Genomic DNA, 25,276 nt, shown 5'->3' with positions numbered 1-25,276 from the left:
GTTTCGGATTCCTGCCCTGAGTGGAACCCTCCCGTTGATTTCGGTTCCTCCTCCAACACCTTGACACCAGAAAAGCACCCAGAACACCATCGCTAAGGGTCAACCTCCAAGCTGCGGAGATCGTGTAAGGTAGCGTCCTCGCTTGGCTTGACTGCGAAGGATCGCCGAGATCGTCTCCCCATGCGACGACGTGTGTGGCATCGGAGCCACGGTTGCGATGCAGCAATGCATCATCGCGATAGAGCCGCTTTGCTTTGCCTTTTCAAATTGCTATACTAGGATTCTCCAACCAAGTTTGGCACCCGTCCCGCCGCGAGGGAGTCACTTGAATCGTTCTGACCAAGATGTCTCCCGGGGAGGAGGAATCTGCACCGATGGCACGCTGCAAGAGTTCTCCGGAGGTCGTCCGCACGAAGTGCGAACTGGCCAATCGTTTGAAAGAGATCCGAACCGAACAATATGGTGATCGGGGCGGTCCCGAACTCGCTCGTCGGCTCAACCTGCCGATTCGCACCTGGTACAACTACGAAACGGGGGTCACGGTTCCCTCGGAAGTACTCCTCCGCTTCATCGAGCTAACGGATGTTGAACCCCGTTGGCTTCTGCACGGCGAAGGTACCAAACTGCGCCGCAGTCGGCCTTTGATCAGCGATCGTCCCTCGGAAACGGGGCGGGCCGGTTCGGTTGGAGACCTGTTGCGACAGGTCTTGAACATGCTGGAGACCCGTTCGGACGGGGGCTTTGCTCCGAATCCTCTTCTGCCTCGGGGGATTGAGCTTGACCAGCAAGCCGATCAAGTGCTTGTTCATGTCGAGGATCTCGAGGAGAGCGAGACGGACGGACACGAAACGTTCAAGACACTGCCCATGAAGCGGGAATGGCTGGATAAGTCCCGTAATTTCCACTGCCTGAAGGTCAAAGGAACGGCCATGATGCCCATCCTGGCCGACGGCGCGGTGGTTGGAATTGCGGAGCGTCCCGAATCAGCCGAGGTCTTGAACGGAGCACTCGTCGCAGCTCGGATCGAGGGGCGTGTGTTGATCCGCTGGCTACAGGTCGCCGGTCACGTTGTCTTGCTTCGGGCTGAGAATCCCGCGTTCGAGCCCGAGATCGTGCCGACAAGGACTGCCGACGAGGATCCGGGGGTGAAAACGATTCCGTTCCGCCGGGTCCTCTGGTCGTGCACCCCGCATGTCGCGCCAGTCTCTTGACAGCCGGGCAGAAACGCTCGACCATTCAAAGGCAATACAAAAACGACCTTCTCGGGGCCGTCTCCTCAATCGGCCCCTTGTCCTGCGACCACCCGCAGAGGTTCCGAATGAGACGCCTCCCGGCCCTCGCGACGTTCTTCGTCCTTTCGCTCCCGGTCCTCGGCTGTGGTTATTCCAGCTACGAGGCAAGGCTTGAGGCAACCCAGGGTCGCCTCAAGGACGACATGATCCTCGATCAGCAGCTTTATAGCGCAGCCCAGGGGCCATTTGCGGAGAACTCGATTTTCCTGAGGGTGCCTCAAGGGCTTGCCCAGCGGCCTGAGTTCGAACTGATTCCCCTGAACCCGGATGCCTTCGAGGTTGAGGCCAGTTTCAACCCGCAGTCTGCGAATACGAATTACTCGCTTCACGTCCTCGCCCGGCGCGATTCTCAGGAACCGCCTGATCCCGAGCAGCCACCCCGGGCGGCTCGGGGCGACTTCCGATCCGATGTCATCAACGTCCTGGCGCAGGTCTACGGTCCTGACATCGCTTCCGCTCCCATCGAGCAGGTGAACAAAACGGTGTGGCCTCGGAGCGACGTGGCTCCGCCGATCACCTTCGAACGCCTAACGATGACCGACCGCAACCTTCAGCTCATCCACCTGTATTTCTACAAGGAAGAGTCGGGGGACGCGACCTACGACGTCGCCCTCATCTGGGAGTACCCCTCGGGTGAGGCTCCGACCGCCACTCCCAATCCGGTGGATCTCACGCTCGGCACGTTCGCCGTGGGCCAGCGAGCGGCCTCCCGGTTCAGCGGACGCCCCGACAGTGTGGGAGGTGCGACGGGGGACGGCGGGTCCGCTGTCGCCTTCTGAACGTTTTGCTGACTCTCGGACCGGGCCGCTCAAACCATTGTCGGCCCGGTCGATTCGTGATCGATGGAAGTGGAGCTTCGATCCTTTGCTCTCACTTCTTCTCGAACAATCGTCACCTCGGCGGGGGCTTCGATCCCGAGGCGGACCTGCTTCCCTTCCAGGCCCAGCACGGTGATCCGCAATTCGCTTCCGATGAGAATCCGCTCGGACGGCTTGCGACCTAGTACCAGCATCGATGCCACCTCATTCCGGCTCTCGAATTCCGTACGTCTGCCATGGTACCCAGCAGGAGTCCAGATGCCCCGGCAAGACGCTGTTGCATCAATCTGGCAGTCGGAATTGGGAGCCTGTGAGCGACACCAGGGCGTCAAGAGCCCGACGATTCGGGAGCGAATTGCTTGAGTCGGTAGGGAATCATCCAGTTGTAGAGGGGATGATTGAGCTTTCCGGTATCAAGTTGTTCGGCAATGCCGAGTCGATTCGACCGGAATCCGGGCCCTCGAAACTCGGCAAGCCATCGTTGATAGAACGGGCCGGAATCAATCGCGTGGTCGATCCAACGTTGCAGCTTCCGTCCTTCATCGTCCGAAAACGTCATGGCTCCGTGATAAGGGACGAAGTACCAGTTATTCCATCGCTGCGAGACGGCGACTTCCGGCTGGTCTCGAACGATCTCCGGCTTCCCATCCCGACACGAGAGCCAAAGCGAGTGGGTCGGTCCCTTTCGAGGCTGAGCGATATAGTAGATTTCGGTACGGTCCTCATCGTGAACCCGTCCCCACTGCCATTTAGTCATGGCGAGCGACAACTCTTCGGTGCCGGCGTTGTGGTCGTGATAACCTCGTCCCCGGAATGTCATTGATGAGCCTCCCGGACCATCGATCGAAAGGTCTCCGTCGACCCGACAATCGGCTGCGGCCAGAAGCCAGTGATGAGGAGAGCCCTCACCGCCCAAATTGATCTCAAACGGCTCAGTGCCGGCTGCGGGACAGAATCGCAAGTCGGCCTGAATTCGGCGGGCTGGGTCCCAGTCTGGCACATCGAGCACAATGCGATACCCTTCGGTGTCGCGCTCGACCCGAGATGTGCCGATTGAAACACGGAAGGGATCGGCGTCGTGAGAAAAGTCTTCCCGTCGATGACTGTTTAACACATAGGCCTGGGCACGACGGCCGGGGTTTCCTCGCCCTCTGCGTTTCACGGTCGCCCCGTGGGGTCGATACCAGCTGAAGGCCACCCCGCAGTGATCGAGCGGGTGTGGAGCTGGGTGCTGTTTCGGGTTCAGGAGATGACGCCTCGCCGCCGTGCCATAGGCCGGGTTAAACGGCAAGCCGGCGAAGAAGATGACCACGACCGCGTCCTGGCCATCATCGCTGATGGCATCAAAATACCACCACTCCTGCGAGCCGGGAGCTTGAAGGTTGAAGAAGCGATCGGGATCAAGGGCCGGATCGGGAGGGGTCGGGCGGGGAGACGGGGTGATGACGGACACGGTGAGTACTCTCAGCTCCAGGAGCGTCGCAAACTCTCGCTGATCGTCTCTCGCTGACAGGCGGTCAGCAACCGGAGCTTCCGGGGGGTTGAGACGTGGGCTCGAGTCTGGAAGACGTCGTAATCGAGTCGCTCGATCTCGTCGAGGATGCCACCATAGAGCCGTCCCATGACTCGGACTGTCAGCCGACTGGCCGCACCGATCAGGAAGGGAACCCCCTGCTCGGATTCGGCATACGCCTGTCTGGCCCGATCGATCTGGAACCGCATGAAGGCCCGAAACGAGTCATCAACACGCTGTTCGGCCAACTGCCCCTCTGAGACGCCGAATCGGACCAGCTCATCCTGTGGCAGATAGATGCGGCCCCGATCGAGGTCTTCACGGACATCTCGGAGGATGTTGGTCAATTGCATTGCCCGGCCAAGTGCGAGCGCTTGAGGCAGGCAGCATTCGTCACGATACCCGAATACGTGTGTCATCATCAACCCAACGACACCGGCAACCCGATAGCAATAAAGATCCAGAGCCGGGTAGTCCGGATAGCGATCCTCGGTCAGATCCATCGCCATGCCGTCGAGCAGGTCGTCAAACAAGCGTCGAGGAATCGCCCGATCGCGCAGCGTTTTCCGGAATGCCAGGACTCCCGAAGGTGCGGGAGCGTCTGAATAGGCCAACGCTAGCACGGTGCGAACATGATCGAGTCGCCGGGTCGCATCGTCGAGATCCGTCGCCTCGTCCACCGCATTATCGGCCCACCGGCAAAAGCCGTAAACGGCGTACGAATGGCGACGAATCAATCGAGGTAAACAGTGCGAGGCAAAGAAAAACGTCTTGGCGTAGTGTCGGGTGATGCGTCGACAGCGCCGTTCTCCGACCGCAAGGTCAAGGGGACTGGTCTTTCGCGACGCCATCGACCTCACCTTGCCGAGACCGAGCGACTGACAGGCGGGAGCCAGTGATCGAGCACCTTCGCACTGCTGACCACACCGGGAAGGCCCGCTCCCGGATGGGTTCCGGCTCCGACGAAATAAAGGCCCTCGACATCTTCGCTCTTGTTATGAGGACGGAACCAGGCCGATTGCGTCAGGACAGGTTCGAACTGGAAGGCCGTTCCCATGTAGGCATCGAGGTGCGTCTCAAAATCCTTGGGCGTAAAGATCCGCTTGGTCACGAGGTGCTTCCGAAGATCGGGCAACAGGTGCGCTTTCTCCATGGAGGCGAGGATGCGGTCGGCGTAATCCTCTTTGATTGCATCCCAGTCTTGACCACCGCCAAGGTGAGGCACTGGGCTCAGCACATAGAACCCGTCGCATCCAGGAGGTGCCAGGCTTGGGTCGGTTCGCGTGGGAGTGTGGAGGTAGAGTGAAAAGTCGTCAGCCACGATCTTGCGATCAAAAATGTCACGCAGTAAGCCTTCGTAACGTGGCCCGAGAAGAATCGCGTGGTGCGGCAGGTGGTCGTACGTCCGATTCGTGCCGAAATAGATGACGAACAAGCTCATGGCGTATCGCATCCGTTCGAGCCGGCGATCGGTCCACTTGCGGCGATGTTCGGGGCCAATCAGCTTGCGGTACGTGTTCGCCACGTCTCCGTTGGACACCACCACCTCGGCATCAAATCGGCGGCCGTCAGCCAGGCGGACCCGTCGGGCGTGGCGGTTCTCGACCTCGATTTCCTCGACCCGAGCATTCAACTCAACCTGACCGCCGATGTCTTGAAACATACGGACCAGGCCACTGACCAGCGCTCCCGTCCCCCCCATTGCAAAGTGGACACCCCAGGTCTTCTCCAGATAGTGGATCATCGCGTAAATCGACGACGATCGCAGCGGATTGCCCCCGATGAGCAACGGTTCAAACGACAAGGCAATTCGCAGGTGAGGATCCTGAATGAACTGCGAGACGCGACGGAACACCGGCACTTCAGCACGCAACTTGATCAAATCGGGAGCGACCTTGGCCATCTCCCAGACACTATGGAACGAATGATGAGCCAGATCGGTGAAGGCACGGTCAAAGACGCGCCGAGTGTAATCTGCGAAGCGACGGTATCCCTCCACATCCGAGGGATTAAACTTCCGGATTTCCGCCTCGAACCGTTCGGGATCTCCGACGTAATCGAACGTCATCCCGTCATCAAAGTAAATGCGATAATACGGGTCGCAAGGAACAATCGAAACATAATCACTCAATCGCTTGCCTGCGACTTCCGCGAGTTCGTCGAAGATAAACGGCACGGTGATGATCGTTGGCCCTGCGTCGAAGATGAAGCCTTCATCTTCGAACACATAAGCACGACCGCCGGGCTTATCGCGCATCTCAAGAATGGTCGTGGAATAGCCTTTGGCCTGCAGACGAATCGCCGCGGCCAGGCCGCCGAAGCCGCTTCCGATCACGACGGCCTTCGGCCTCGCATCCCCCGTAACATTGCGGTCCACTGGAGCCGGATTCGGGTCAAACGAGGCGGCTACTCCCATACCCATTTCTGAATAACCTCGACCTTAAGGGCGATGTCGGCCCAGCCATCGAACGAAAGACGGATCTCACCGAGAAATTGTCCAGGAAAAATTACGAAGTGGGTCCGCTCTCAATCAGTGAGCGACGGCATTGGGCAAAGGACTCGGGACTCCCCCCGGAAGCAAGTCCACCAAGGCCAGAAACGACCGTCGTTGAAGGGGATCCAGGGGAGACTCAAGAAGCGTGGCGTGAGCCTGTTCCTGGAGCAATCGCAAACGATCTTCGCAGGACTCAATGGCACCACTCTCGCGGATCAGGGAGTCAAGTCGGCGGCGACGCTCCAAGGTCGGCGGGCTCGCCAGGGCTTGCTCAAGATCGAGTTGTCCGGGGGGGGAGAGCCGTTGATACGCGGTCCAAAGCAGAAGGGTGCGCTTGCCGCCGTCGAGGTCGGGGTGATCACCCTCGTCAAGGCATACGGCCATGGCATCGAGATCGTTGCGGATCTGATACCCCAGGCCCAGCAAGTCGCCATATCGATCGAGTGCCCGCCAAACTGTTCGGGGAGCCTGAGCGAGCATTGCTCCAAGGACGAGAGGCCCGGAAATACTATACCGAGCTGTTTTTCGAATGTAGGCCTCGACGATCTGGCCTTCAGTCATCTGATCGAGCGGACGGTCATCGTAGAGAACGTCGAGCGCTTCCCCCAGCCCTGTCTCAAGCAGCATGTCCGAAAGTAATGATTGAATCTGGAGTGCGATCGTCGGGTCGATTCCCGACCGACTGACCATCCGCATCCCGAGGGCAAACATCAAGTCGCCACCAAGCAATGCCAGATCATGACCGAGTTTTCGAGCTCGTTCCGAATCGGGGCGGTCGTGCTCCCTCCGCAACGCCTCGTGCAACGCATCCTGGTCACGCCGAACTACACTTTCGTCAATCAGATCATCGTGAACTAGCATGAACGAGTGGAAAATTTCCAGGCTGCTTGCGACTTGCCAGACCGGCCGAGGAGGAAACGCTTCGGTTCCTGACACAATTCGGTAGCTCGCCAGGCAGAGCCGAGGTCGAATGCGTTTCCCGCCATTCAGAACACATTTACACATTCGTTCGTACAATGACGAAAGATGCGTGTTGCCAAGATGTTTTCGCCGCGATTCGGCGAGGAACTCGTGAAGAGACCGGTCGATCCGGTCACGATCGCTCGATGGTGCGAGCCAATCAATGACCGGGGAGGGGCGTGCGACCTCGATCACGGGAATTCCTCGGCTCGAAGGTGTTGAGAAATGAGATGAGTAACCAATCTCGATCAACCCCGCTTCGGGCCGACCGCGAGTCATGCCTGGGACGAACCTTGGGATCATCAGGCTCATTCCAATCTGGCGTCATTGTAGGCGACCGTGGAGCCCCCCGAACCAGGTCAGGCGGGAATGTTCAGAAACTCCCAGTCCCTCTGACCGTCCCACCCCATCGTGAAGAGTGAACGAAGACCAACCAGTCGGCCTTGCCGGAACGCCGTCACAAACCGTATTGTGAATGTGCAAGCGCCATGTCCTTTCTTCTTGCCAGCCTACCCTCCCGACTGCCGACATAGCCCCTCCTTCGGAAGATTTCCACGAACATGACCCGACGCGACGATATCCGAAACGTGGCCATCATCGCCCACGTCGACCACGGGAAGACCACCCTGGTCGATGCCATGCTCCGCCAGTCGGGCTCGTTCCGTGAGAACCAGCTCATGGGCGACTGCATCCTCGACTCCAACGACCTTGAGCGCGAGCGAGGCATCACCATTCTCGCCAAGAATATCGCCATCGGCTACGGCGCGACGAAAATCAACATCATCGACACCCCCGGCCACGCCGACTTCGGCGGTGAGGTCGAGCGCACCCTTCAGATGGCCGACGGCTGCCTGTTACTGGTCGATTCCTTCGAAGGGCCGATGCCGCAGACGAAGTTCGTCCTGCGAAAGGCGTTCGCCAACAAGCTCCGGCCGATCGTCGTCGTCAACAAGATCGACCGCCCCGATGCTCGACCGCTTGAAGTGCTCGACGAGGTCTTCGAAACCTTCATCGAGCTTGGAGCCGACGACCTGCAGCTCGACTTCCCCTACTTGTTCGCCTCAGGCCGATCCGGTTATGCCTCGCACGACTCTGAGGCCCGATCCGGCGACATCCGTCCCCTGCTCGACCTGATCGTCGAAAAAATTCCCGGCCCCGAGGTCAACGCCGACGGCCCCTTGAAGATGCTCTGCACGACGCTCGACTTCTCCGAGTACGTCGGGCGAATCGCCATCGGCCGCATCGCCTCCGGGACCGTCAAGAAGGGGCAATCGGCCTCACTGGTCAAGGCCGGCGCCAAGCTTGTTCCCAGCACCGTCAATCAGGTCCTCGTCTTCGATAAGCTCGGCCGGGTCGAGGTCGAATCGGCCTCGGCTGGCGATCTCGTCGCCCTGGTCGGCCTGCCGGCGGTGGACATCGGCGACACGATCGCCTCGGCCGACGACCCGACCCCCTTGCCTCGCATCGAGGTCGACGAGCCTACCCTCAGCATGTTCTTCACCATCAATGACTCTCCGCTGACCGGCGAAGGCGAATACCTCACCTCCCGCCACCTCAAGGACCGCCTCGACCGCGAGCTGCAATCGAACGTCGCCCTTCGCGTCGAGCCGACCGAGGACCGGGACTCGTTCATGGTCTCCGGCCGCGGCCTCCTCCACCTCTCCGTCCTCATCGAGACGATGCGACGTGAGGGGTATGAGCTGTCCGTCGGCAAGCCGGAGGTCGTGACCAAGATGATCGACGGCGTCAAGCACGAGCCGTACGAGTACCTGGTCATCGACGTCCCCCAGGAGCACCGCGGGCCGGCCATGGAACTCGTCGGCAACCGCCGGGGAGAGCTGCTCAACATGGACCTGAAGGGCACCTATGCCCACATGGAATTCGTCATCCCCGCCCGCGGGCTGCTCGGCCTCCGAACCCGGTTGCTGAGCGCCACGCAGGGGGAGGCGATCATGCATCACAACTTCCACGAATTCCGCCCCTTCCGCGGCGACATCCCCCGCCGCCCGAACGGCGTGATGATCAGCAACTGCCGCGGACAGGCGATCGCCTTCGCCCTCGACGGCCTCCAGCAGCGCGGCGTGATGTTCGTCGCCCCCGGCGACGAGGTTTATGAAGGGATGATCGTTGCCGAGCACGCGCGCGACAACGACCTCGTCGTCAACCCGTCGAAGGAGAAGAAGCTTACGAACATGCGGGCTTCCGGGTCCGACAAGAACATCCTGCTCAAGCCCCCCCGTGATCTGACCCTCGAAATCGCCCTCGAATACATCGAGGACGACGAACTCGTCGAGGTCACCCCCTCCAAGATCCGCCTTCGCAAGAAGGAGCTTCGCGAGGAAGACCGCAAGCGTGCCGAGCGATCCGCCAAGGACCGGAAGAAGGCAGTTGGCGCCTGACCGACTGCTCGGCCCGGGGATGATCGATGGCTGCTCAACTCCTGACGCTTTTGCCCCTCACCGACAGCTCTGCCGTCGCCCCGGTCGAACCGAGCACAGGGGTACCCGACTGGGCGGCAGTCAGATCTGGTGCTCTCTAGTCGAAAATCTGGACCGAACAGGAAATCTCGATTGTCTGCCCTGCCGATCGAGTTCCAGGAGATGTCGAGGCTGAGCGGGGATGGCGGGTTCTCCAGGTCCAAGGCCCCCTGGCCTTCAACCTGACCGGCGTCCTCGCCTCGATCGCCGGCCCCTGGCTGCGGCCGAAGTGAATCGATTTGTCGTCTCGACCTTCGACACCGATTACGTGCTCATGCCCGGCCGGTTGCTCAGCCGGGCCGTTGAGGTCCTCCTCCAGGCCTGCCACGAGGTGCGAGACCTGTAATCCGGCCAGGCCCGAGAAGGATTGAGCATCAGCCCCCTGTCCTCTGCTTGATGAATGCGAGCCCCTCTCGGCAGAGGCCCATCGGGTCAGGGAACAGGTCGCGCCAGACACGGGTTGCGGCAGCTAACGCGGGGAGGGCCCGTCCGAATGCCTCGATCGTGTACCAGCGGTCGAAGCCGACGTCCTTGAGCCCCGAGAAGTAGCCGTCCCAGTCCACCTGGCCGGTGCCGGGCGTCCCCCGGTCGTTCTCGGAGACGTGGGCGTGGATGATCCGCTTGCCGCAGGAGCCGATTGCCGCCTTCTGCGACTTCTCCTCGATATGCGCGTGGAAGCTGTCGTACATCATCCCGCACGAGGGATGCCCGACGGCATCGACGAACTTCACCGTCTGCTCGGCGGTCGTCAGGAAATAGTTCTCGAACCGGTTGAGATATTCGCAGGCGAGCAAGACCCCATGCCCTTGCGCCTTCTCGGCGACCTTCTGCAGGGTGTCGACGCCCAGCTTGAATTCCTCCTCCGTCGGCGCGGCTCCCGAGAAGTGCCCCAGGGCCGAGTGAATCGGCCCGCAAAGCACCTCGGCTCCGGCGGCGGCGCAGCAGGCGAGCACGCCGTCAAGGTGCTCGACAGCCGCCTTGCGGATACCTTCATCGAGTGCAATGGGATTGGCCTGCGGCGACATCACCGTGACGGCCGTCGCGCCCAGGCCGATCTCCCTCAGACGCTTGCCGAGCCGCTCGTAAGGCGCCGTGTCGGCGCCGTTGAAGATCGGGATCTCGACACCGTCGAAGCCCATTGCCTTCAATTCTTCCAGCAAGGGATCATGCTCGGGCGTGACGGTATCGGCCCAAAGCAGGAGGTTCATCCCGATCTTCATCGCGGTCGTTCCCCTCAGGGTTTCTGACAATCATTCATCACGCGTGGATTCTTCGGGCGGGTGTCCTTGCGCTCAGACGGGCACCACGTCTTCCCACTTCTTCTGTTCAGCCGAGTCGAGCACAGCATCGCAGACGGCCTGCGTGGCTAGGGCGTCACGGAAGGTCGGGGGACAGGGCTTCCCCTGGGCAGCACAGTCGAGGAAGTCGGCGAATTGATGAATGAAGGTATGCTCATAACCAATTTGAAGGCCGGGAACCCACCAGTGCTTCATGTAGGGCATGTCGCCGTCGGTGATGTGGACCGATCGCCAGCCCCGGACGAGGGAATCGTCTCGGTGGTCGAAGTATTCGAGGCGGTGCAGGTCGTGCAGATCCCACCGGATCGAGGCGTGTTCGCCGTTGATCTCCAAGGTGTACAGGGCCTTATGCCCCCGGGCATAGCGGGTGGACTCGAACAGGCCGAGCGAGCCGTTCTCGAAGTGGCAGAGGAAGGCACAGGCGTCGTCGATGCCAACCTTCTCTACTTTCCCAGTGAGGTTATGTTTACGCTCCTTGATGAACGTCTCGGTCATCGCAGAAACATCGGTAATCTTTCCATTAAGCCATAATGCAGTATCGATACAGTGGGCGAGCAGGTCGCCCGTGACCCCCGAGCCGGCTGCGGCTGCATCGAGGCGCCAGAGGGCGGCACCACCCTGCGGCAAGTCGGCCGAGATGGTCCAGTCCTGCAGAAAATTGGCCCGATAGTGGAAGATCTTGCCGAGCCGGCCTTCGTCGATCAGTTGCTTCGCCAACGTCACGGCCGGCACGCGCCGATAGTTGTACCAGACGGTGTTGGGAACACCGGCCTTCTCAATGGCATCCACCATCTCCTGACCTTCTTTGAGATTCATGGCCAGGGGCTTTTCGCAAAGGACCATCTTGCCGGCCTCGGCGGCGGCAATCGCGATCTCGGCGTGCGTGTTATTGGGCGTGCAAATGTCGATGGCGTCGATGTCGTCGCGAGCGATGAGTTTGCGCCAGTCGGTTTCGATCGACTCGTACCCCCAACGCTCGGCGAAGGCCTTGGCGTTGTTCGCGTCGCGGCCGCATACGGCCTTCAGGACGGGGCGGAGCGGGGAATCGAAGAACTGCGGAACCTGTTTGTAGGCATTCGAATGCGTTCGGCCCATGAAGCCGTAGCCGATGATACCGATTCGGAGGTCTTTCGTGGCGGGCATAGATTCACCTCAATGGATCAGCGTCGGGTCCGCCGCGTTGCGGACAATTCGACGATGCGGGGAGGTCCGCACCGCGGACCCTACGAGATCAACGGTTCATAGCTTGATCACGCATTCCAACCGTGATGATCGCGCACTGCGATCATCTTGGCGAGGATGTCGTTCCAGGTCTGGGGCTGCATCATCACCGCGTTGGGAAACATGCAGCCGTCCCAGCAAATATGTTCGAACTTCTTGGTGAGATTGCCGTCGGCATCTCTTAGCCAGAAGCCTGCGTGGTGTGGAATATCGAGCTTTCCGTTCGGGTCGTTCGGCAGGCAGTGGCGGCCAGTGTGGTCATGAGAGCCGGAGCCGAAGACGGTTGCGTCGTTCTGTGCGACGTGGAAGTCGATCGTCCAGGGACGAAGCGCGTCTGTCAGAGTCTTCAGGGCTGCGTCGAGCGCGTTCCGATCACCCCAGGCAAAATCCTTGGGCAAAATGCGATCTTCGGGGGCATTCTCGCCCAGCGTATAGAGCAAGGTGTGCGCCATATCGGCCTGGAAGCCGACTGTCTCTGGCTCGCCAACGCGTTCGAGAAGATCGACCATCGTCTTCCAGGAGTGCATCCCACCCCAGCAGATTTCCCCCTCGGCGGCGAGCTTTTCTCCGTGGTCTCGGGCGATGGCCGCAGCCTGTTTGAACGTCTCAGCGATGTTCGCCTGACTCGTCTCGGGGTCGGATGCCCAGTCGGCCGGTGAACATGCCGAGTCGATCCGGACGACACCATACGGACGGACGCCCAGTTCTTTCAGTTTCTTTGCGATTACACATGCCTTGCGCACTTGGGTCAGGAACTTTTCACGCCCTTCTCCCGGATCGTGTGCTGGACCACCCCCGGTCGGTGGCCAGACGGGCGCGACGACCGAGCCGATGACCAGATTTCGCGAGCGAACCTTCTCGGCCAGTGCGTTCAGCTCGCCATCGCTCGCGTCAATGTCCACGTGCGGGGCAAACAGGAACAGATCGACACCGTCGAACTTGATACCATCAACCTCAGCCGCGGCGGTCAGGTCGAGCATCGTGTCCAACTCGATTGGAGGATCGTTCCCTTCACCTCCTTTACCGACGACCCCAGGCCAGGCAGCGTTGTGTAGCTTCGGAAAGGTGTGGGTGTGGCCGTTGCTCATGGTGTGATTCCTTCATAGTCGTGGGCAGTGCCCGTCTCGCAGCCTTAAATGACTCTGATGACAGAGGGATTGCGTCTCCGGCCTGGATCACCTCGGAGATGCCGACATCCTAATTCCGGGCAATGTCAACGAGTTCAACGAACCGGTCAAAGTCCAGCTCAGCGGCGATCGAGGGAGGATTGGAGGTTGGGGGTGAGGTCGTGGCCATCAGGCAAAGTCCTTCGAGGAGGCTTCGTTGGCCTGTTGCGATCGGCGATCGGCGACAGACTGGCGGAGCAGGAGTTCAACGCGACGGATGTCGGGAATCTTCTCGAGGCGATAGCTCTCAAACGGATCAACCGTCCCATGCTCTGGGTCGATCACCTTCGGGCCAGTTCCTTCGACGGAGAAGGTCAAGGTCCCCAATTGGTCCGGATACTCGGTCCGGTGAATACTTCCAACGGCCGGCAGATCGATTGTCCGCACCTCGACGCCGAGCCGGTCGAACGTCGGTGTCCGCAGGATCACCCGGCGGTTTGTGATCGCGTACAGATGCTGCGATCGGGTCCAACGTCTGTTCCGTTCCGAAGCGATTGAAGAGGCGAACACAATCGCTGAGATGGCTGCAGCGATCCCCAGAAGAATCGCGACGGCGACCAGCCCATCCGGTGTTCTGCCCTGACGCTCCACCGAAAACACATAGCGAAACGCAATGAACGAGCCGGATGCGAACGCCAAGGTCAAGAACAGGTTCATCGCGAAGCCCGAGAGCCGAAACGGATCGCGGTGGCTCCGCGCTGCCCAGAGGAGCCGCTCGCCGGGGAGCAACTCCTCCTTGACGCGTCCTCGGGCATCCTCGTGCAAGTCGGCGAGGATCTCCTCGATGTCGGGCGGCTGGGGCTCGTCCATCGACGATCACTCCAGGAGGGACCGGATTAGCTCGCCTTGTGCGCACCTACCTTGGGGAGGTCCTTGTGGACGTTCGGCCCGAAGTAGCGGAGGCTTACAAACGGCTCGCTACCAGTATTGGTGAAGGTCACACCATCGGCAGCGGCCTTGGCGGTGATGAACACCTCGTCCCTGGTCGTCTCACCAAAGCGGATGTAGACCGGGCAATCGACCTCAAGCGAACCGATGGTGCCACTGCCCTGGGTGACGATCAGTCCCGAGGCGCCCGGGTCGGTGATTTTGGTTGAGTAGCCCGGATCGATCGTCAGTTCGCAGGCGCTAAACAGTTGCTCACCGTTAATCGTTCCGTAAACGACCCACTTATCCACGTAGCCTCGACCGGGGCCTCCGGAGCGGACAACGGGTTCCAGGTAATGATGATCCTTGAAGTGCTCGTCGACGTTCTGTTCCCAGTCGAGTTGCTCGATCAGGTAGTCGAGGTCCTGGTGGTACTCGGGGGGCACGTCCTTGACGAGCAGTTCCCAAGGGACCCGCCGGCCTTCAACCATCGACTGATACATGCCGAAGACGTCGGAACCCCACTGGGGCTCATACGTCACGAGCGATCCGGGCGCGTGCAGAACGCACGGCGGAATCAGCCAGCCGGTCCCCGGTTTCAGGCGATAGGCCTTTGAGTAGTCGAGGATGGCGTTATCCCCTTCGTTCCACCGTTCCAGACAGCGCTTGATGTCGGCCTTGGTCGTGCCGGGCTCAAGCCCCATGAAGGTGTAGGGGAAGTTGTTACCGGTCCAGTTGTGCTGCGGGGGGAAGTAGTAGCTCTCGGGCTTCCCTTCCAGGCCGAGCTTCGCAGCCTGCTCGGCGTTCTGATGCATGTGGTGCGGAATCGGCCCGAGGTTATCAAAGAACTTCGAGTAGACGGGCCACTTCTTGTACTTGTCCCAGAGGTCCTTGCCGATCATCTCGGCGCCGTGGGAGGCAATGGCATCGCGGAGGGTGAAGCGGTCTCCCCCCTCGGTAAACACGTACGAGAGTCCTTCATCTGGCGGAGCCCCTTCATTGGCTGCGGGGGTGGTCGAGGCGAACCACCGCTCGTCGATGCCGCCCCGGTGGGTGCCCAGGGCATAGAGATCCTCTCGGGCCAGCTTCAACCGGCCGCCCGGCATCAGGAACGACCGGGGGACCCAGGTCGGAGCGAGGCGAAGAATTCCTTCGCCGTCGTCAAGCGCCTTGCGGGCGCGGGAGTCGATGTTCTGATCGCTCATGGAAATCGCACTCTCCAACAAAGGCCATCGCGCGGCGAAAATCGACCATCGCCGGCCCTGGTGCTCAAAGCGGTCGGTGGTGCCTCGCGTCGTCGATGGCAGATAAGGCCTTCGGTTGTAAACCCCGCGATCGACCGACGCAAGCACCTTCAGTCGGATGACGGCTCGATCGGCGGTACGCCCGGCTCAACCGGTGCCGATTGCCACCGTTGGGCCATGCGAGCAACATCCGCCTCGTCAATGCGATAAAGCAAGATTGAGTAGCCAATGTGGCCAAGCGGCTCAAGCGGCTCGAAGTAACTGAAGGCCCCTCCTCGGGCCGACATTGGCGCCCACCGATCAGGCGCATACACCCTCCACGGCAAGCCTCGCATCAACGACGTGCTGACGGCATAAAGCCCCGGTTTCGGCGGGCCGGCATCCTGCTCTGGTCGCTCAGGAAGCGTCCCGGGAAGCACCGACGGCAGGAACCAATCCAGTGGCCTTGCCGATCCAATCGACGGATCATTGATCTGGGCCCGAATGTTGAAGATCTCTGGGTTGATCTGCCCGAAATAGGCGATGCCCACCCGCTCTCCCGGCGCATTCACTTGAAGCCACTCGTGCAAGCCATTCAGATCCTGGCCCCAATCGAGATTGCTGTCGATCAGATGCTCCGATCCCCGCTTCGCCCCCCCCGACACCCAGTTGAAATAGGCAAGATAGTGCGGGTGAATCATTAAGGACGCCGATGCGGTCGCCAGCAGTGCGGCACTCACGACCGCGATCGCTCCTTTCCTGGTCGTTCGTTGAAGTCCTGAGGCCCAAGGCGCGAGCCGTCCGGCCCCGAGAAAGAGATACGGGAAGATCGGCAACACGTACCTTAATCCGATCGCGATGTTCGTCCCGAAGCTCATCACCACCAGGACCACCGCCGGGACGATCCAGATGCTGGACTCGTCCACTGCCCTGGCCCGACTCCGCTCCGCCATCGGAATGACGGCGATCGTCAGCATCATCAACACCCACGTCCCTTCGGGCACCTTGTAAACGAGGGTCATCAGGTAGTAGTACCACCAGCTCTCGTTGCTCAGCTCACCGTCGAGGAAGACGGGGTATCCAGAGATGGCATCCGGGGGGATCGAGGCATTTCTCCAGTCGTCGGCAAACATCATCGCGCGGATGGGAACGCCTTCGGCTTCGAGCTTCTGGTCGTCGAAGCCAGAGACATAATACTCAGGAAGCGGCACCGGCAACGATTCGAGGATGGTTCCCCGGAACCGATTCTCGCGGAACTGGAGCACTCCTGCCTTCAGCTCAGGCCCCTGTCGCGTCGGATCGTTCCGAAACAGCGGCCGAGGTGGGTCACGATCGGTCGTGAGTGTCTTGCAGGTGAACGCAAAATCCCCCAGCTTCTTCCCGGTCCCTTCAAATCCATAGCCGATGTTGATGACAAGGACGCTCAAGGCGACCATGGTCAACCCCTGCCCCACCGATTGGCTAACCCGGCGCCATCGCCCCTTGCGTTCCCCATGTGCCACTTCCTGAACCAGCCAGAGCAACGGCCAGAGTCCGTACAGCAAGATCAGGCTGAACTTTGTCAGTTGTGCGATCCCGAGCAGCAGCCCAGCCACGATCGTGAATAGCCAGTTCGGACGCTTCAAGAAATGCCAGAACGCATACGTCGCGGAGAAGCCAATGACTGTGGCTCCCACATCGGTGGTGATCACTTGCGAATGCGCCAGAATATTCGGACAGAAGGTCCAGAGAGTTAGGCTGATCAGGCCTCCCCATGCCCCCCATAGCCTCCGCGACCAATCGAAGATCACCAGCCCACCGATCACTGCGAAGATCGGCATCATCAACCGGGCTGGCGCCATCAGCTCAAACAGTCGTGGGGCGTTGAGGAGCATGAAGCCATGAGCGAACGCCGCCTTGTTCGCGTCGGGCCATCCCCAGCGGGCTTCTCGGTAGAGTGGTTCCGTCTCTGGCCCAGCTTGAAGCACCGGCAGGGCCGCGATCAGCTTGATCAACGGCGGATTATGCGGGTAGAGCCGAAAGGTCCCCATCTCCCAGTACGTCACCCCTGCGGGAAGATGAACGACCTCATCCACCGTGGGTGTCTTCCCGAGCAGGCTGATCACCGCCAAAGACCACTGGATCATCAGCAGCAAGCCGACGATCAGGATGAGCCTCGACCGCGTGAGGATCGGCCGCGACCCTCCTGCCTCGGGCATTGAAGACGACGGTACCGGGGACGGACTTCCCCCGGTTGATGTTCGGGACCGGGGGTTGGCGGGAGGCTTTCGGCGAGGCATTGCGGAACTCCGGGGCGAAGGGGTCAGGCACCCCGGACCAGGGCATCCATCGCAGTGAAGCGACCCTTCAAATCGCCATAGAGCCCTCGATAAATCGGATAAGACATGTCGTATAACCCCTTCGTCGAGGGATCGACGGGGGTCGTCTCGACCACCTGGATCGTTGCGTCACACGCCTCGGCGACCGACGAATAGGTTCCTGTCCCGACCATGGCCAGCAAGGCCACCCCAAAGGCCGGCCCCTCGCTCGCGTTGATCGTGCATACGTCTTGACCGTAGATATCGGCCTGAATCTGCTTCCAAAGGGCGTTGCGGGCGCCTCCGCCCGAGACACGGATCTGAGTGATCGCCGCCCCCATCTCCCGGATCAGTTCCAGGCTGTCGCGCATGGCGTAGGTCGCCCCTTCCATGACCGACCGGATCATGTGGGCGCGACCGTGTCGGACCGTCAGGCCAATCCACCCCCCCCGGGCGTGAGGGTCGAAGTGGGGCGTCCGCTCACCGGTCAGGTAAGGCAAGAAGAAGAGGCCCTCCGCGCCGGGGCCAACAGTCGCCGCTTCATCCGTTAAGAGGAAGTAAGGGTCGACTCCCTGCTCCTTCGCGGCAAGCACTTCCGCCTTGCCCAACTCGTTGCGGAACCACTGCAAGGCCCCGCCAGCCGCCAGCACCACACCCATCACATGCCAGGCCCCCGGGACCGCATGGCAACCGCGCTGAAGACGTCCTTCGGGATCAAAACCAGGCTCGTCCGTATGGCAGAAGACGACGCCCGAGGTCCCCATCGTGGCCGAGACCGCTCCCGACCGGACAATCCCGTTGCCGACCGCACCGGCCGGTTGATCGCCCCCGCCCCCAACGATGGGCGTCCCTGGCTTCAAGCCCGTGGTCTCGGCTCCCTTCGCACTCACCTGCGCCGAGACTTCAAAGCTCTCGAAACAGTCCGGCAGCAGCGAACGATCGAGGTCGAGCTTCGCGAGCAGTTCATCGCTCCACTTCCGGTTCGCCACGTCGAGTAAAAGGGTGCCCGAGGCATCGCTCACCTCGGTGGCAAACGTGCCCGAGAGCTTGTAGCGAATGTAATCCTTCGGCAGCAAGACCGTGCGAACCCGATCCCACTGCTTCGGCTCGTGAGTCCGAACCCACAGGAGCTTCGGCGCGGTAAATCCAGTTAAGGCCCGGTTGGCGACCATTCGAACGAGCGCCTCGCGGCCCCCGGCTATTGCCTCGATCTCGGCGCACTCAGCCCCGGTCCGCTGATCGTTCCAGAGCAAGGCGGGCCGGACGACCTCTCCTTGCTCATCGAGAAACACCGAGCCGTGCATCTGGCCGCTCAGGCCGATCCCCGAAATCTCCTCAGGTTTCAGATGTCCCTTCGCCAGGACCTCGCGGACGGTTGCGATCGTCGCGTTCCACCAGAGGCTCGGGTCCTGCTCTGACCAGCCCGGCTTCGGATAGCTGCACGGATACTCGGCCGAGGCACTTGCGAGAATCTCTCCCGACTCTCGAACGGCAAGGGTCTTCGTGCCCGAGGTGCCGATATCGATCCCCAAGGTGACGCTCACGTCATCATCTCCCAGCGCTCGCCGCAACGCCTCACCACGGGCTCGACCCCTGCGGTCAGCCCCTTCGCCGCCTCTTGAAACGTACTGATATGAACAGTATTGAATGTAAACATATCGTAATGATGAGGCACCAGAAACCGCGGTCGGCAGACGTTCGCCAGTTCGACCGCCTCCTCGGCCGACATGTTCCCCGCCACCTTCCGGCGCGGATCCCAGCCGTTGATCGGCAGAAAGAACGCATCGAACGGCCCCGGCCCGAGGTTCTGAACCAGGCCATCGTAAACCACGCTATCCCCGCTGTGGTAAAACCTCAGCCCGTCGACTTCGACCACGAACCCGAGATACAGGCAAAGTCCCGATGTATCGATGTCCAATGCCATGTGAGCCGAAGGTAAGGCACGCACCTTGAACCCAGCCCGTTCGTACTCCCAACCGTTGTCCAGCCCGACCAGTCGCTTGCTCGGCAGTCCCAGCTTCTCACAGTGGTGGATGAGCGCTTCAGGGACGCAGAGTTCCGCCTCCGGATTGGCACCGAGCAAGGGAGAGAGGGTCGCGCCGTCAATGTGATCCGTGTGCTTGTGGCTCGCCAGCACAAGGTCAACGCCCGGAAGCTCATTCCCTCGGATCGGACACTCGGTCATCCGGATGTGCGGCTTCTCGGTGTTCGCATACTTCTCAGTCAACGACTCGGACAGGTATGGGTCGATCACCAGGGTCCCAAACCGAGACTTGTACAGAAACCCGCTTTGCCCAAGCCACCAGACGGCCAGCGTCCCCGGCTCGGGCATCGTTTCCCGGATCTCGGCGGCCAGTTCGGCCCCCTTTTTCTTCGGCTGAATCAGGTCTGACATAAACATGCTCGCTTGCCCCATCTCGTCGGGCAGACCGTCCCTTCGAGCACTCAATCCTTGCCCAGTTCGCGACGAACAAGGCGAACCCCTTCCACCATCGCCTTCGCCTTGCCCACCGCCACATGTCTGGCCGTTTGTGAAAAACCGCAATCCGGAGTGATTGAGACGCGAGACGCATCGACATGCTTCAAAACCGTCCGCAACCGATCCGCCACCAACTCCGCCGGCTCGACCCACGTATTTTTGACATCCACCAATCCGACCGCCACGTCCATCGACTCCGGCAACTCGGCCAGCAGCTCAATCTCGGCCATCTCCCGACTGGCGAACTCCATCGCGAGTTGGTTGACCTTCGCCGAACCAATATGAGGAAAAAGCGGCCGATAGGATCGCCAGCCAACGGCCCTTGCCCGATAGTTCCCGAAGCACATGTGCATGCTGATGTACGCATCAACCCCTTCGACAGTCCTCTCTACAATGTCGAGGAAGACCTCCGGGCTGTCCGGGTGGCAGGCGAAGCTCGGTTCATCAAGCTGAAGAAAATCGACTCCCTCGGCGACCAAGGCCTTTAGCTCGGCGTTGACGATCGGCACAAGGGCCTCCGTCACGCTTATCCGATCGGGATAAACCGATCCCCCATTGATGCATCCCGCCAGGGTAAATGGGCCGGGCACGGGCATCTTCGTGGGGGCATCAGTAACCCGTCGGAAGCGGCGAAGTTCCTCAACCGTGCCAAGCCCCTTTGGGGCGGCCACGGGCGCGACACAGCGGTATTTGCTCCGCTGGTCGTGCGCTGGTGCCCCCCAGAGCCGGGCCGTCGGCAAGGGGTCGATCCCTTCGAGGAAATCATAAAACCCGAGGTTAAAGTCGACCCGTTGCACCTCGCCATCAGTGATTCGGTCGAGGCCCGCGCGAAGCTGGTCGTCGACGACGACGCGCACTGCGTCTCGGACCGCTTCCTCGCGGTCGAGCGGGCCATAACGCTCGGGACGCGACGCGATGTCGGCGATGATCGCCTCGTACCAGCCAGGGAACGACCAGCTCCCGATCACCGTTGCGGGAAGAATGGGATCAGGCATGGGAGAGCTACCGTTGGAGAAACGTGTTGCAATCGAGACCGGTACGATCACTGATCGTCCGGCGCTCCGAGCAATCGGTCGATCGACTCGACGGCGATCGGGTGGTACTTCGCTCGGGCCATCGCGTAGATGACCCGAGCCCGGTCGATCTCGCCTGAGTCGACCAACGCCCCATACAGAGGCATCAGAAACTTGCGACGACCAATGGTTGTCAAAAAGCGATCGAGCCGCGCGTCGGCCTCACCGTAGCCCGTCCGAATCGCCAGTTCGAGCCACTTGCAGGCGATCTCGGCATTCTCTCGCTGCGTGAGCATCAACGCCCGGTCCAGTTCGGCCACACGATCGACGGCCAGATCGTTGGGCAAGGAGCCCAGGAAGTGCAGCCACTCCTGAGTCGACCAGTCGTCTGTTTCCATCCGATCTGCGTCGACCTCGCCCTCAAGCCACAACTGCACCTGTTGATCAACCGCGGCGAGCCGATCGGAGTTCGGTTCCTCGATCGGTGGCAAGCCGGGAGCGTCGAGCCAGGAGCGGAGGTCGATCTGTTCGGCCGCTTCCGGCTCCTCGGCAATAAGATGCTCCATCAGGTAAGCTTCGAACTCCTCCGCCGTGATGCTCTGAAACGCAAAGTGATCGAAGTAATCACGGAGAAACGAATCGAAGCGATCCCTCCCGAACGCCTGTTCCAGGGTTTTGAGAAACAAGGCCCCCTTGTCGTACGGCACAGAGGTTACGTTGTCGTCCGGGTCTCGGCCCCAGAGGTCGATGTTGAGAACCTGATCGCGTTCGTCCAGTTCGTTGAGGGTCTCCCGAAGCCCGGCCAGGGCGAGCACGTCTTCCATCGTCGCGAGATCCGGCCCGTACACGTCCTCGACGATCCGCCGCTCGATGTAGGACGTGAACCCCTCGTTGAGCCAGAAGTCATCCCAGGTGGCGTTGGTCACGAGATTTCCCGACCACGAATGCGCCAGTTCGTGCGCGACCAACGAGACGAGCGAGCGATCGCCCGCAAGGATGGTCGGTGTGGCGAACGTCAAAAGCGGGTTCTCCATCCCGCCGTACGGAAAGCTTGGGGGTAAGACAAGCAGGTCATATCGGCCCCAACGATACGGACCGAAGCGTTGCTCGGTCGTCTCGATCATCGCCTCGGTGTCGGCAAACTCGAAGGCGGCGGCCTCAATCAAGGATGGTTCGGCATAAACTCCTGAGCGATCTCCGAGCGGACGGAACTCCAGGTCGCCCACCGCCAAGGCGATTAGATAGGGAGGAATCGGCCTCGGCATCGAGAACTCGAAACGCGGCTCCGTTTCTGTTCCAGCCGGCGGTTTCGTTGACGTGCCAAAATTGCCAAGGGCGCTCATCACGGCCTTGAGGTTCGGCTGTTTAACCTGGATCTGCGCATTGTAACGCACGCGAACGCCCGGGGAATCCTGGAGCGGGATCCACGATCTCGCGTGAATCGCCTGACTTTGAGAGAAAAGAAACGGATGATTCCCTCCGGCTGTCTGCTCGGGGTCGAGCCACTGTAAGGCCGAGGCCGCTGGATCGGTTCGGTAGGTCACAATAACTTCGAGGAGGTCCCGCACCTGCACCACCAACGGCACCCCGTGAATCGGCATCCCGTCCGAGCGATTTCCTAGGGGAAAGAGGGTTCGTTCCGCTTCCGGCACCTCGGCCGTTACCAGATCGAAGGGTAGATCCACCAGAGGGGCACCGACCCCTACAACCCCCTGAACGCGCTCGACCTCAAGCCCGTTCGAATCAAGCCACAAGGCCGCTCCTTCAGGACACTCAGGCGCGCGGTCGAGCGAGAGTCGCGCGATTCCTGAAAGCTGACGGGTCTCGAAATCGACGTTCAACACAAGCTTCACAGCGCTGACGCGAATTTGATGTGGGTTTCCCCAGGAATGGACGTCAACTTCCCCCGGCGGTAATCCGGCCCTCGATGGTGGCCGGAAGGCTTGCTGCGGCCCTGAGGCTTCGACCCTCCCAAGCAACAAAAGAAGAAGTGCAATAATCGCCACCAGCCCCGTACTCTTGCCGATCCGTTCCACCTGCATCCACATTCCCCCATTCCAGATTCCGAAACGTTCCAGGTGCTTCCGTCCTGAGACGAAGGCGAAGGCGCTCGTCAATCACCGTGTTCGCCAGTCGGGCGTGGTGGAATCTTCAAGACCTCTCCCAGCGCAAACGGCGAGAAGAGTGGAATGAGCGGGCGTGCCACCTGACACACAAACGCTCTTCCCTATGACTCTAACCTGCCCGCCATTCGGGCTCCAGGGTACTCCCGGACTGTGGAGGGGGGATTGTCCGAGGCGACTCCGCGACAACCTGAAGTCGCTCGCCCATCGCACCGAGACCTCTGCAGTAAAGAGGGTTCCGAATTTCCAACCCGACCACAACAATCCTCTTGATCCGCCTTTAACGACTCTATCTCCCCTAGGCATAATGGTCTCCGTTCATGACCCTGTTCACCACACACCCCGAATCCCGGATCATGTTCCAAAAAAACCCAACGTTGTCTTGCATCCATCCCGTAATTCTCAGTATGTTCAGATCGACCGCCTGTTAAACAAATCGCCGACATCCTTGTGTGATGCCAAACACCATTTGGACCAAGTGACGTCCCCCTCCTTTCCCGCCTCAATTGTTCCTGCGAGTTGACACCCCGATTTTCTCCCGCTTGGCCCGATCACCCGAAACCGTCCGCTGATGGAGAGCGAAACGGTTTCCGGGTTGCCAATTGAGGTTGATCCCTCCTCTTTCTCTCATCCCTCCAGGAGACGTTTGATGACCCCTCCGCTCCGCACGATCGGTCGCCGTGGGTTTCTGACGGTTGGTGCCTGCGGCTTTGGCCTGACACTGACCGATCTGTTTCGCATTCAGGCACGGGCCGAGCAAAAGGATTACGCTCCGATCGAGGCCAAGGCTGATTCGGTCATCCACATCTTCCTGCCGGGGGGCCTCGCGCATCAGGAGTCATTCGACCCGAAGCCCTATGCTCCGATCGAGTATCGGGGTGAGATGAACTCGATCGAAACGACTCTTCCCGGCGAGCGATTCAGCGAAACGCTCCCGCAGACCAGCCAGATCGCCAACAAGCTCACCATCATTCGTTCGATGACCCACGGCGAGGCCGCCCACGAACGCGGAACGCACAACATGTTCACCGGGTACCGGCCCAGTCCGGCCTTGCAGTACCCAAGCATGGGCAGCGTCATCTCTCACGAGTACGGCCCCCGCAATAATCTGCCACCGTACGTTTGCGTGCCGAACATGCCGAACGAGTACGCCGGCACCGGCTACCTCAGCTCGGCCTTCTCGCCGTTTGCACTCGGCAGCGACCCGGCCAACAAGGGGTTCCGCGTTCAGGATCTTGATCTTCCCGGTGGGGTCGATGAGTCCCGCTTCGCCACCCGACGCTCTGCGCTCGACGCCGTCAACGACTACTTCCGCAAACGCGAGTCATCCGACGAGTTGACCGCGATGGACTCGTTCTACGATCGCGCCTACAGCCTGATTAGCTCCCCCGACGCCCGCGCCGCCTTCGATATCAACGCCGAGCCCGAAGAAGTCCGCAACGCCTACGGCATGAACCAGGCCGGACAACGGATGCTCATGGCTCGCCGCCTGGTCGCCGCCGGGGTCCGTATGGTCACCCTGACCTACGGCGGTTGGGACATGCACAATCAGGTCACCCGCAGCATGAAGCGCCTCATGCCCGCCTTTGACCAGGCGTTCGCGGCCCTGATCAACGATCTCGATCGCACCGGCCTGCTCGACCGTACTCTGGTCATGGTCTCCAGCGAATTCGGCCGCACGCCGAAGATCAACCGGACCGCCGGCCGCGACCACTGGCCGAAGGTCTTCAGTGTGGCCCTGGCCGGTGGCGGGATCAAACGAGGTTACATCCACGGCGCAAGCAACGCGACCGCCAGCGATCCCGACCGCGACCCAGTCGGCCCCGAAGACCTGGCCAAGACCGTCTACAACCAGCTTGGCATCGTCGCCGACAAGGAACTGATGGCCCCCGGCGATCGACCGATCGAGATCGTCGATGGCGGCCGGGTGGTCGATGAGTTGCTCGCCTGATTCCACTCCGGCGACAATCGAACGGGAACGTTGGGGAGGGGTGTCCCGTGGCCCCCTCCCTTCGTCGACCCCGTTGCTCGATCG

Annotated in this window: 20 protein-coding genes; 5 read left to right on the top strand and 15 right to left on the bottom strand. The window is 60.9% G+C overall.

Annotated elements, in window-relative coordinates:
- The first annotated feature begins 374 nt into the window (after nucleotides 1–374).
- Together HG800_RS04355 and HG800_RS04350 are read left to right on the top strand one after the other, a co-directional pair.
- Nucleotides 375–1,211, top strand: coding sequence for a helix-turn-helix domain-containing protein (locus HG800_RS04355; RefSeq protein WP_169974119.1), 837 nt, complete (start codon nucleotides 375–377; stop codon nucleotides 1,209–1,211).
- A 107-nt stretch (nucleotides 1,212–1,318) separates the two neighbouring features.
- Nucleotides 1,319–2,071: a hypothetical protein gene (locus HG800_RS04350; protein WP_169974116.1), complete on the top strand. Its 753-nt coding sequence runs from the start codon at nucleotides 1,319–1,321 to the stop codon at nucleotides 2,069–2,071.
- 29 nt (nucleotides 2,072–2,100) lie between these two features.
- Here HG800_RS04350 and HG800_RS04345 read toward each other — a convergent pair whose 3' ends face one another.
- From HG800_RS04345 to HG800_RS04325, 5 genes are all read right to left on the bottom strand, one after another.
- On the bottom strand, nucleotides 2,101–2,304 hold the full coding sequence (locus HG800_RS04345) for a carbon storage regulator (protein ID WP_169974114.1): 204 nt from the start codon (nucleotides 2,302–2,304) through the stop codon (nucleotides 2,101–2,103).
- Between the two features lie 134 nt (nucleotides 2,305–2,438).
- Nucleotides 2,439–3,563, bottom strand: coding sequence for a hypothetical protein (locus HG800_RS04340; RefSeq protein WP_169974112.1), 1,125 nt, complete (start codon nucleotides 3,561–3,563; stop codon nucleotides 2,439–2,441).
- An 11-nt stretch (nucleotides 3,564–3,574) separates the two neighbouring features.
- Complete coding sequence (locus HG800_RS04335) at nucleotides 3,575–4,474, bottom strand: phytoene/squalene synthase family protein (RefSeq protein WP_169974110.1); 900 nt, start codon at nucleotides 4,472–4,474, stop codon at nucleotides 3,575–3,577.
- A gap of 5 nt (nucleotides 4,475–4,479) precedes the next feature.
- Nucleotides 4,480–6,045: a phytoene desaturase gene (locus HG800_RS04330; protein WP_206352122.1), complete on the bottom strand. Its 1,566-nt coding sequence runs from the start codon at nucleotides 6,043–6,045 to the stop codon at nucleotides 4,480–4,482.
- A gap of 108 nt (nucleotides 6,046–6,153) precedes the next feature.
- Complete coding sequence (locus HG800_RS04325; RefSeq protein ID WP_169974108.1) at nucleotides 6,154–7,272, bottom strand: polyprenyl synthetase family protein; 1,119 nt, start codon at nucleotides 7,270–7,272, stop codon at nucleotides 6,154–6,156.
- A gap of 365 nt (nucleotides 7,273–7,637) precedes the next feature.
- On the opposite strand from HG800_RS04325, the gene typA reads away from it, so the two are divergent.
- Nucleotides 7,638–9,476 (top strand): translational GTPase TypA, encoded by a 1,839-nt coding sequence (typA, locus tag HG800_RS04320; RefSeq protein ID WP_169974106.1) that lies wholly within the window; start codon nucleotides 7,638–7,640, stop codon nucleotides 9,474–9,476.
- Nucleotides 9,477–9,696: 220 nt separating this feature from the next.
- Complete coding sequence (locus HG800_RS04315) at nucleotides 9,697–9,900, top strand: ACT domain-containing protein (protein ID WP_169974103.1); 204 nt, start codon at nucleotides 9,697–9,699, stop codon at nucleotides 9,898–9,900.
- A gap of 28 nt (nucleotides 9,901–9,928) precedes the next feature.
- Here HG800_RS04315 and HG800_RS04310 read toward each other — a convergent pair whose 3' ends face one another.
- From HG800_RS04310 to HG800_RS04265, 10 genes are all read right to left on the bottom strand, one after another.
- Nucleotides 9,929–10,774: a sugar phosphate isomerase/epimerase family protein gene (locus tag HG800_RS04310; RefSeq protein WP_169974101.1), complete on the bottom strand. Its 846-nt coding sequence runs from the start codon at nucleotides 10,772–10,774 to the stop codon at nucleotides 9,929–9,931.
- A gap of 72 nt (nucleotides 10,775–10,846) precedes the next feature.
- On the bottom strand, nucleotides 10,847–11,995 hold the full coding sequence (locus HG800_RS04305; RefSeq protein ID WP_169974099.1) for a Gfo/Idh/MocA family protein: 1,149 nt from the start codon (nucleotides 11,993–11,995) through the stop codon (nucleotides 10,847–10,849).
- A gap of 107 nt (nucleotides 11,996–12,102) precedes the next feature.
- Entirely contained in the window at nucleotides 12,103–13,161 is a 1,059-nt protein-coding gene (locus tag HG800_RS04300) for a TIM barrel protein (protein WP_169974096.1), read from the bottom strand.
- 207 nt (nucleotides 13,162–13,368) lie between these two features.
- Entirely contained in the window at nucleotides 13,369–14,049 is a 681-nt protein-coding gene (locus tag HG800_RS04295; RefSeq protein WP_169974094.1) for a hypothetical protein, read from the bottom strand.
- 26 nt (nucleotides 14,050–14,075) lie between these two features.
- Complete coding sequence (locus HG800_RS04290; protein WP_169974092.1) at nucleotides 14,076–15,311, bottom strand: hypothetical protein; 1,236 nt, start codon at nucleotides 15,309–15,311, stop codon at nucleotides 14,076–14,078.
- A 149-nt stretch (nucleotides 15,312–15,460) separates the two neighbouring features.
- Nucleotides 15,461–17,608 (bottom strand): ArnT family glycosyltransferase, encoded by a 2,148-nt coding sequence (locus HG800_RS04285; RefSeq protein ID WP_169974089.1) that lies wholly within the window; start codon nucleotides 17,606–17,608, stop codon nucleotides 15,461–15,463.
- A gap of 23 nt (nucleotides 17,609–17,631) precedes the next feature.
- Entirely contained in the window at nucleotides 17,632–19,170 is a 1,539-nt protein-coding gene (gene xylB, locus HG800_RS04280; protein ID WP_169974086.1) for a xylulokinase, read from the bottom strand.
- Entirely contained in the window at nucleotides 19,167–20,021 is an 855-nt protein-coding gene (locus tag HG800_RS04275) for an MBL fold metallo-hydrolase (protein WP_235963249.1), read from the bottom strand. The genes xylB and HG800_RS04275 overlap by 4 nt, the downstream gene beginning before the upstream one ends.
- 50 nt (nucleotides 20,022–20,071) lie before the next feature.
- Nucleotides 20,072–21,100, bottom strand: coding sequence for a methionine synthase (locus tag HG800_RS04270; RefSeq protein ID WP_169974084.1), 1,029 nt, complete (start codon nucleotides 21,098–21,100; stop codon nucleotides 20,072–20,074).
- A gap of 47 nt (nucleotides 21,101–21,147) precedes the next feature.
- Complete coding sequence (locus HG800_RS04265) at nucleotides 21,148–23,166, bottom strand: M1 family metallopeptidase (protein ID WP_235963248.1); 2,019 nt, start codon at nucleotides 23,164–23,166, stop codon at nucleotides 21,148–21,150.
- A 724-nt stretch (nucleotides 23,167–23,890) separates the two neighbouring features.
- Between HG800_RS04265 and HG800_RS04260 the strand changes: the two genes are divergently transcribed.
- The gene (locus HG800_RS04260) at nucleotides 23,891–25,192 is read left to right on the top strand and encodes a DUF1501 domain-containing protein (RefSeq protein WP_169974082.1); all 1,302 of its coding nucleotides are present in this window, start codon (nucleotides 23,891–23,893) and stop codon (nucleotides 25,190–25,192) included.
- Nucleotides 25,193–25,276 lie beyond the last annotated feature (84 nt).

Source organism: Tautonia rosea (assembly GCF_012958305.1).
GTDB lineage: Bacteria > Planctomycetota > Planctomycetia > Isosphaerales > Isosphaeraceae > Tautonia > Tautonia rosea.
The sequence above is the reverse complement of the archived record's forward strand: the minus strand, read 5'-3'. Positions and strand labels throughout refer to the sequence as shown.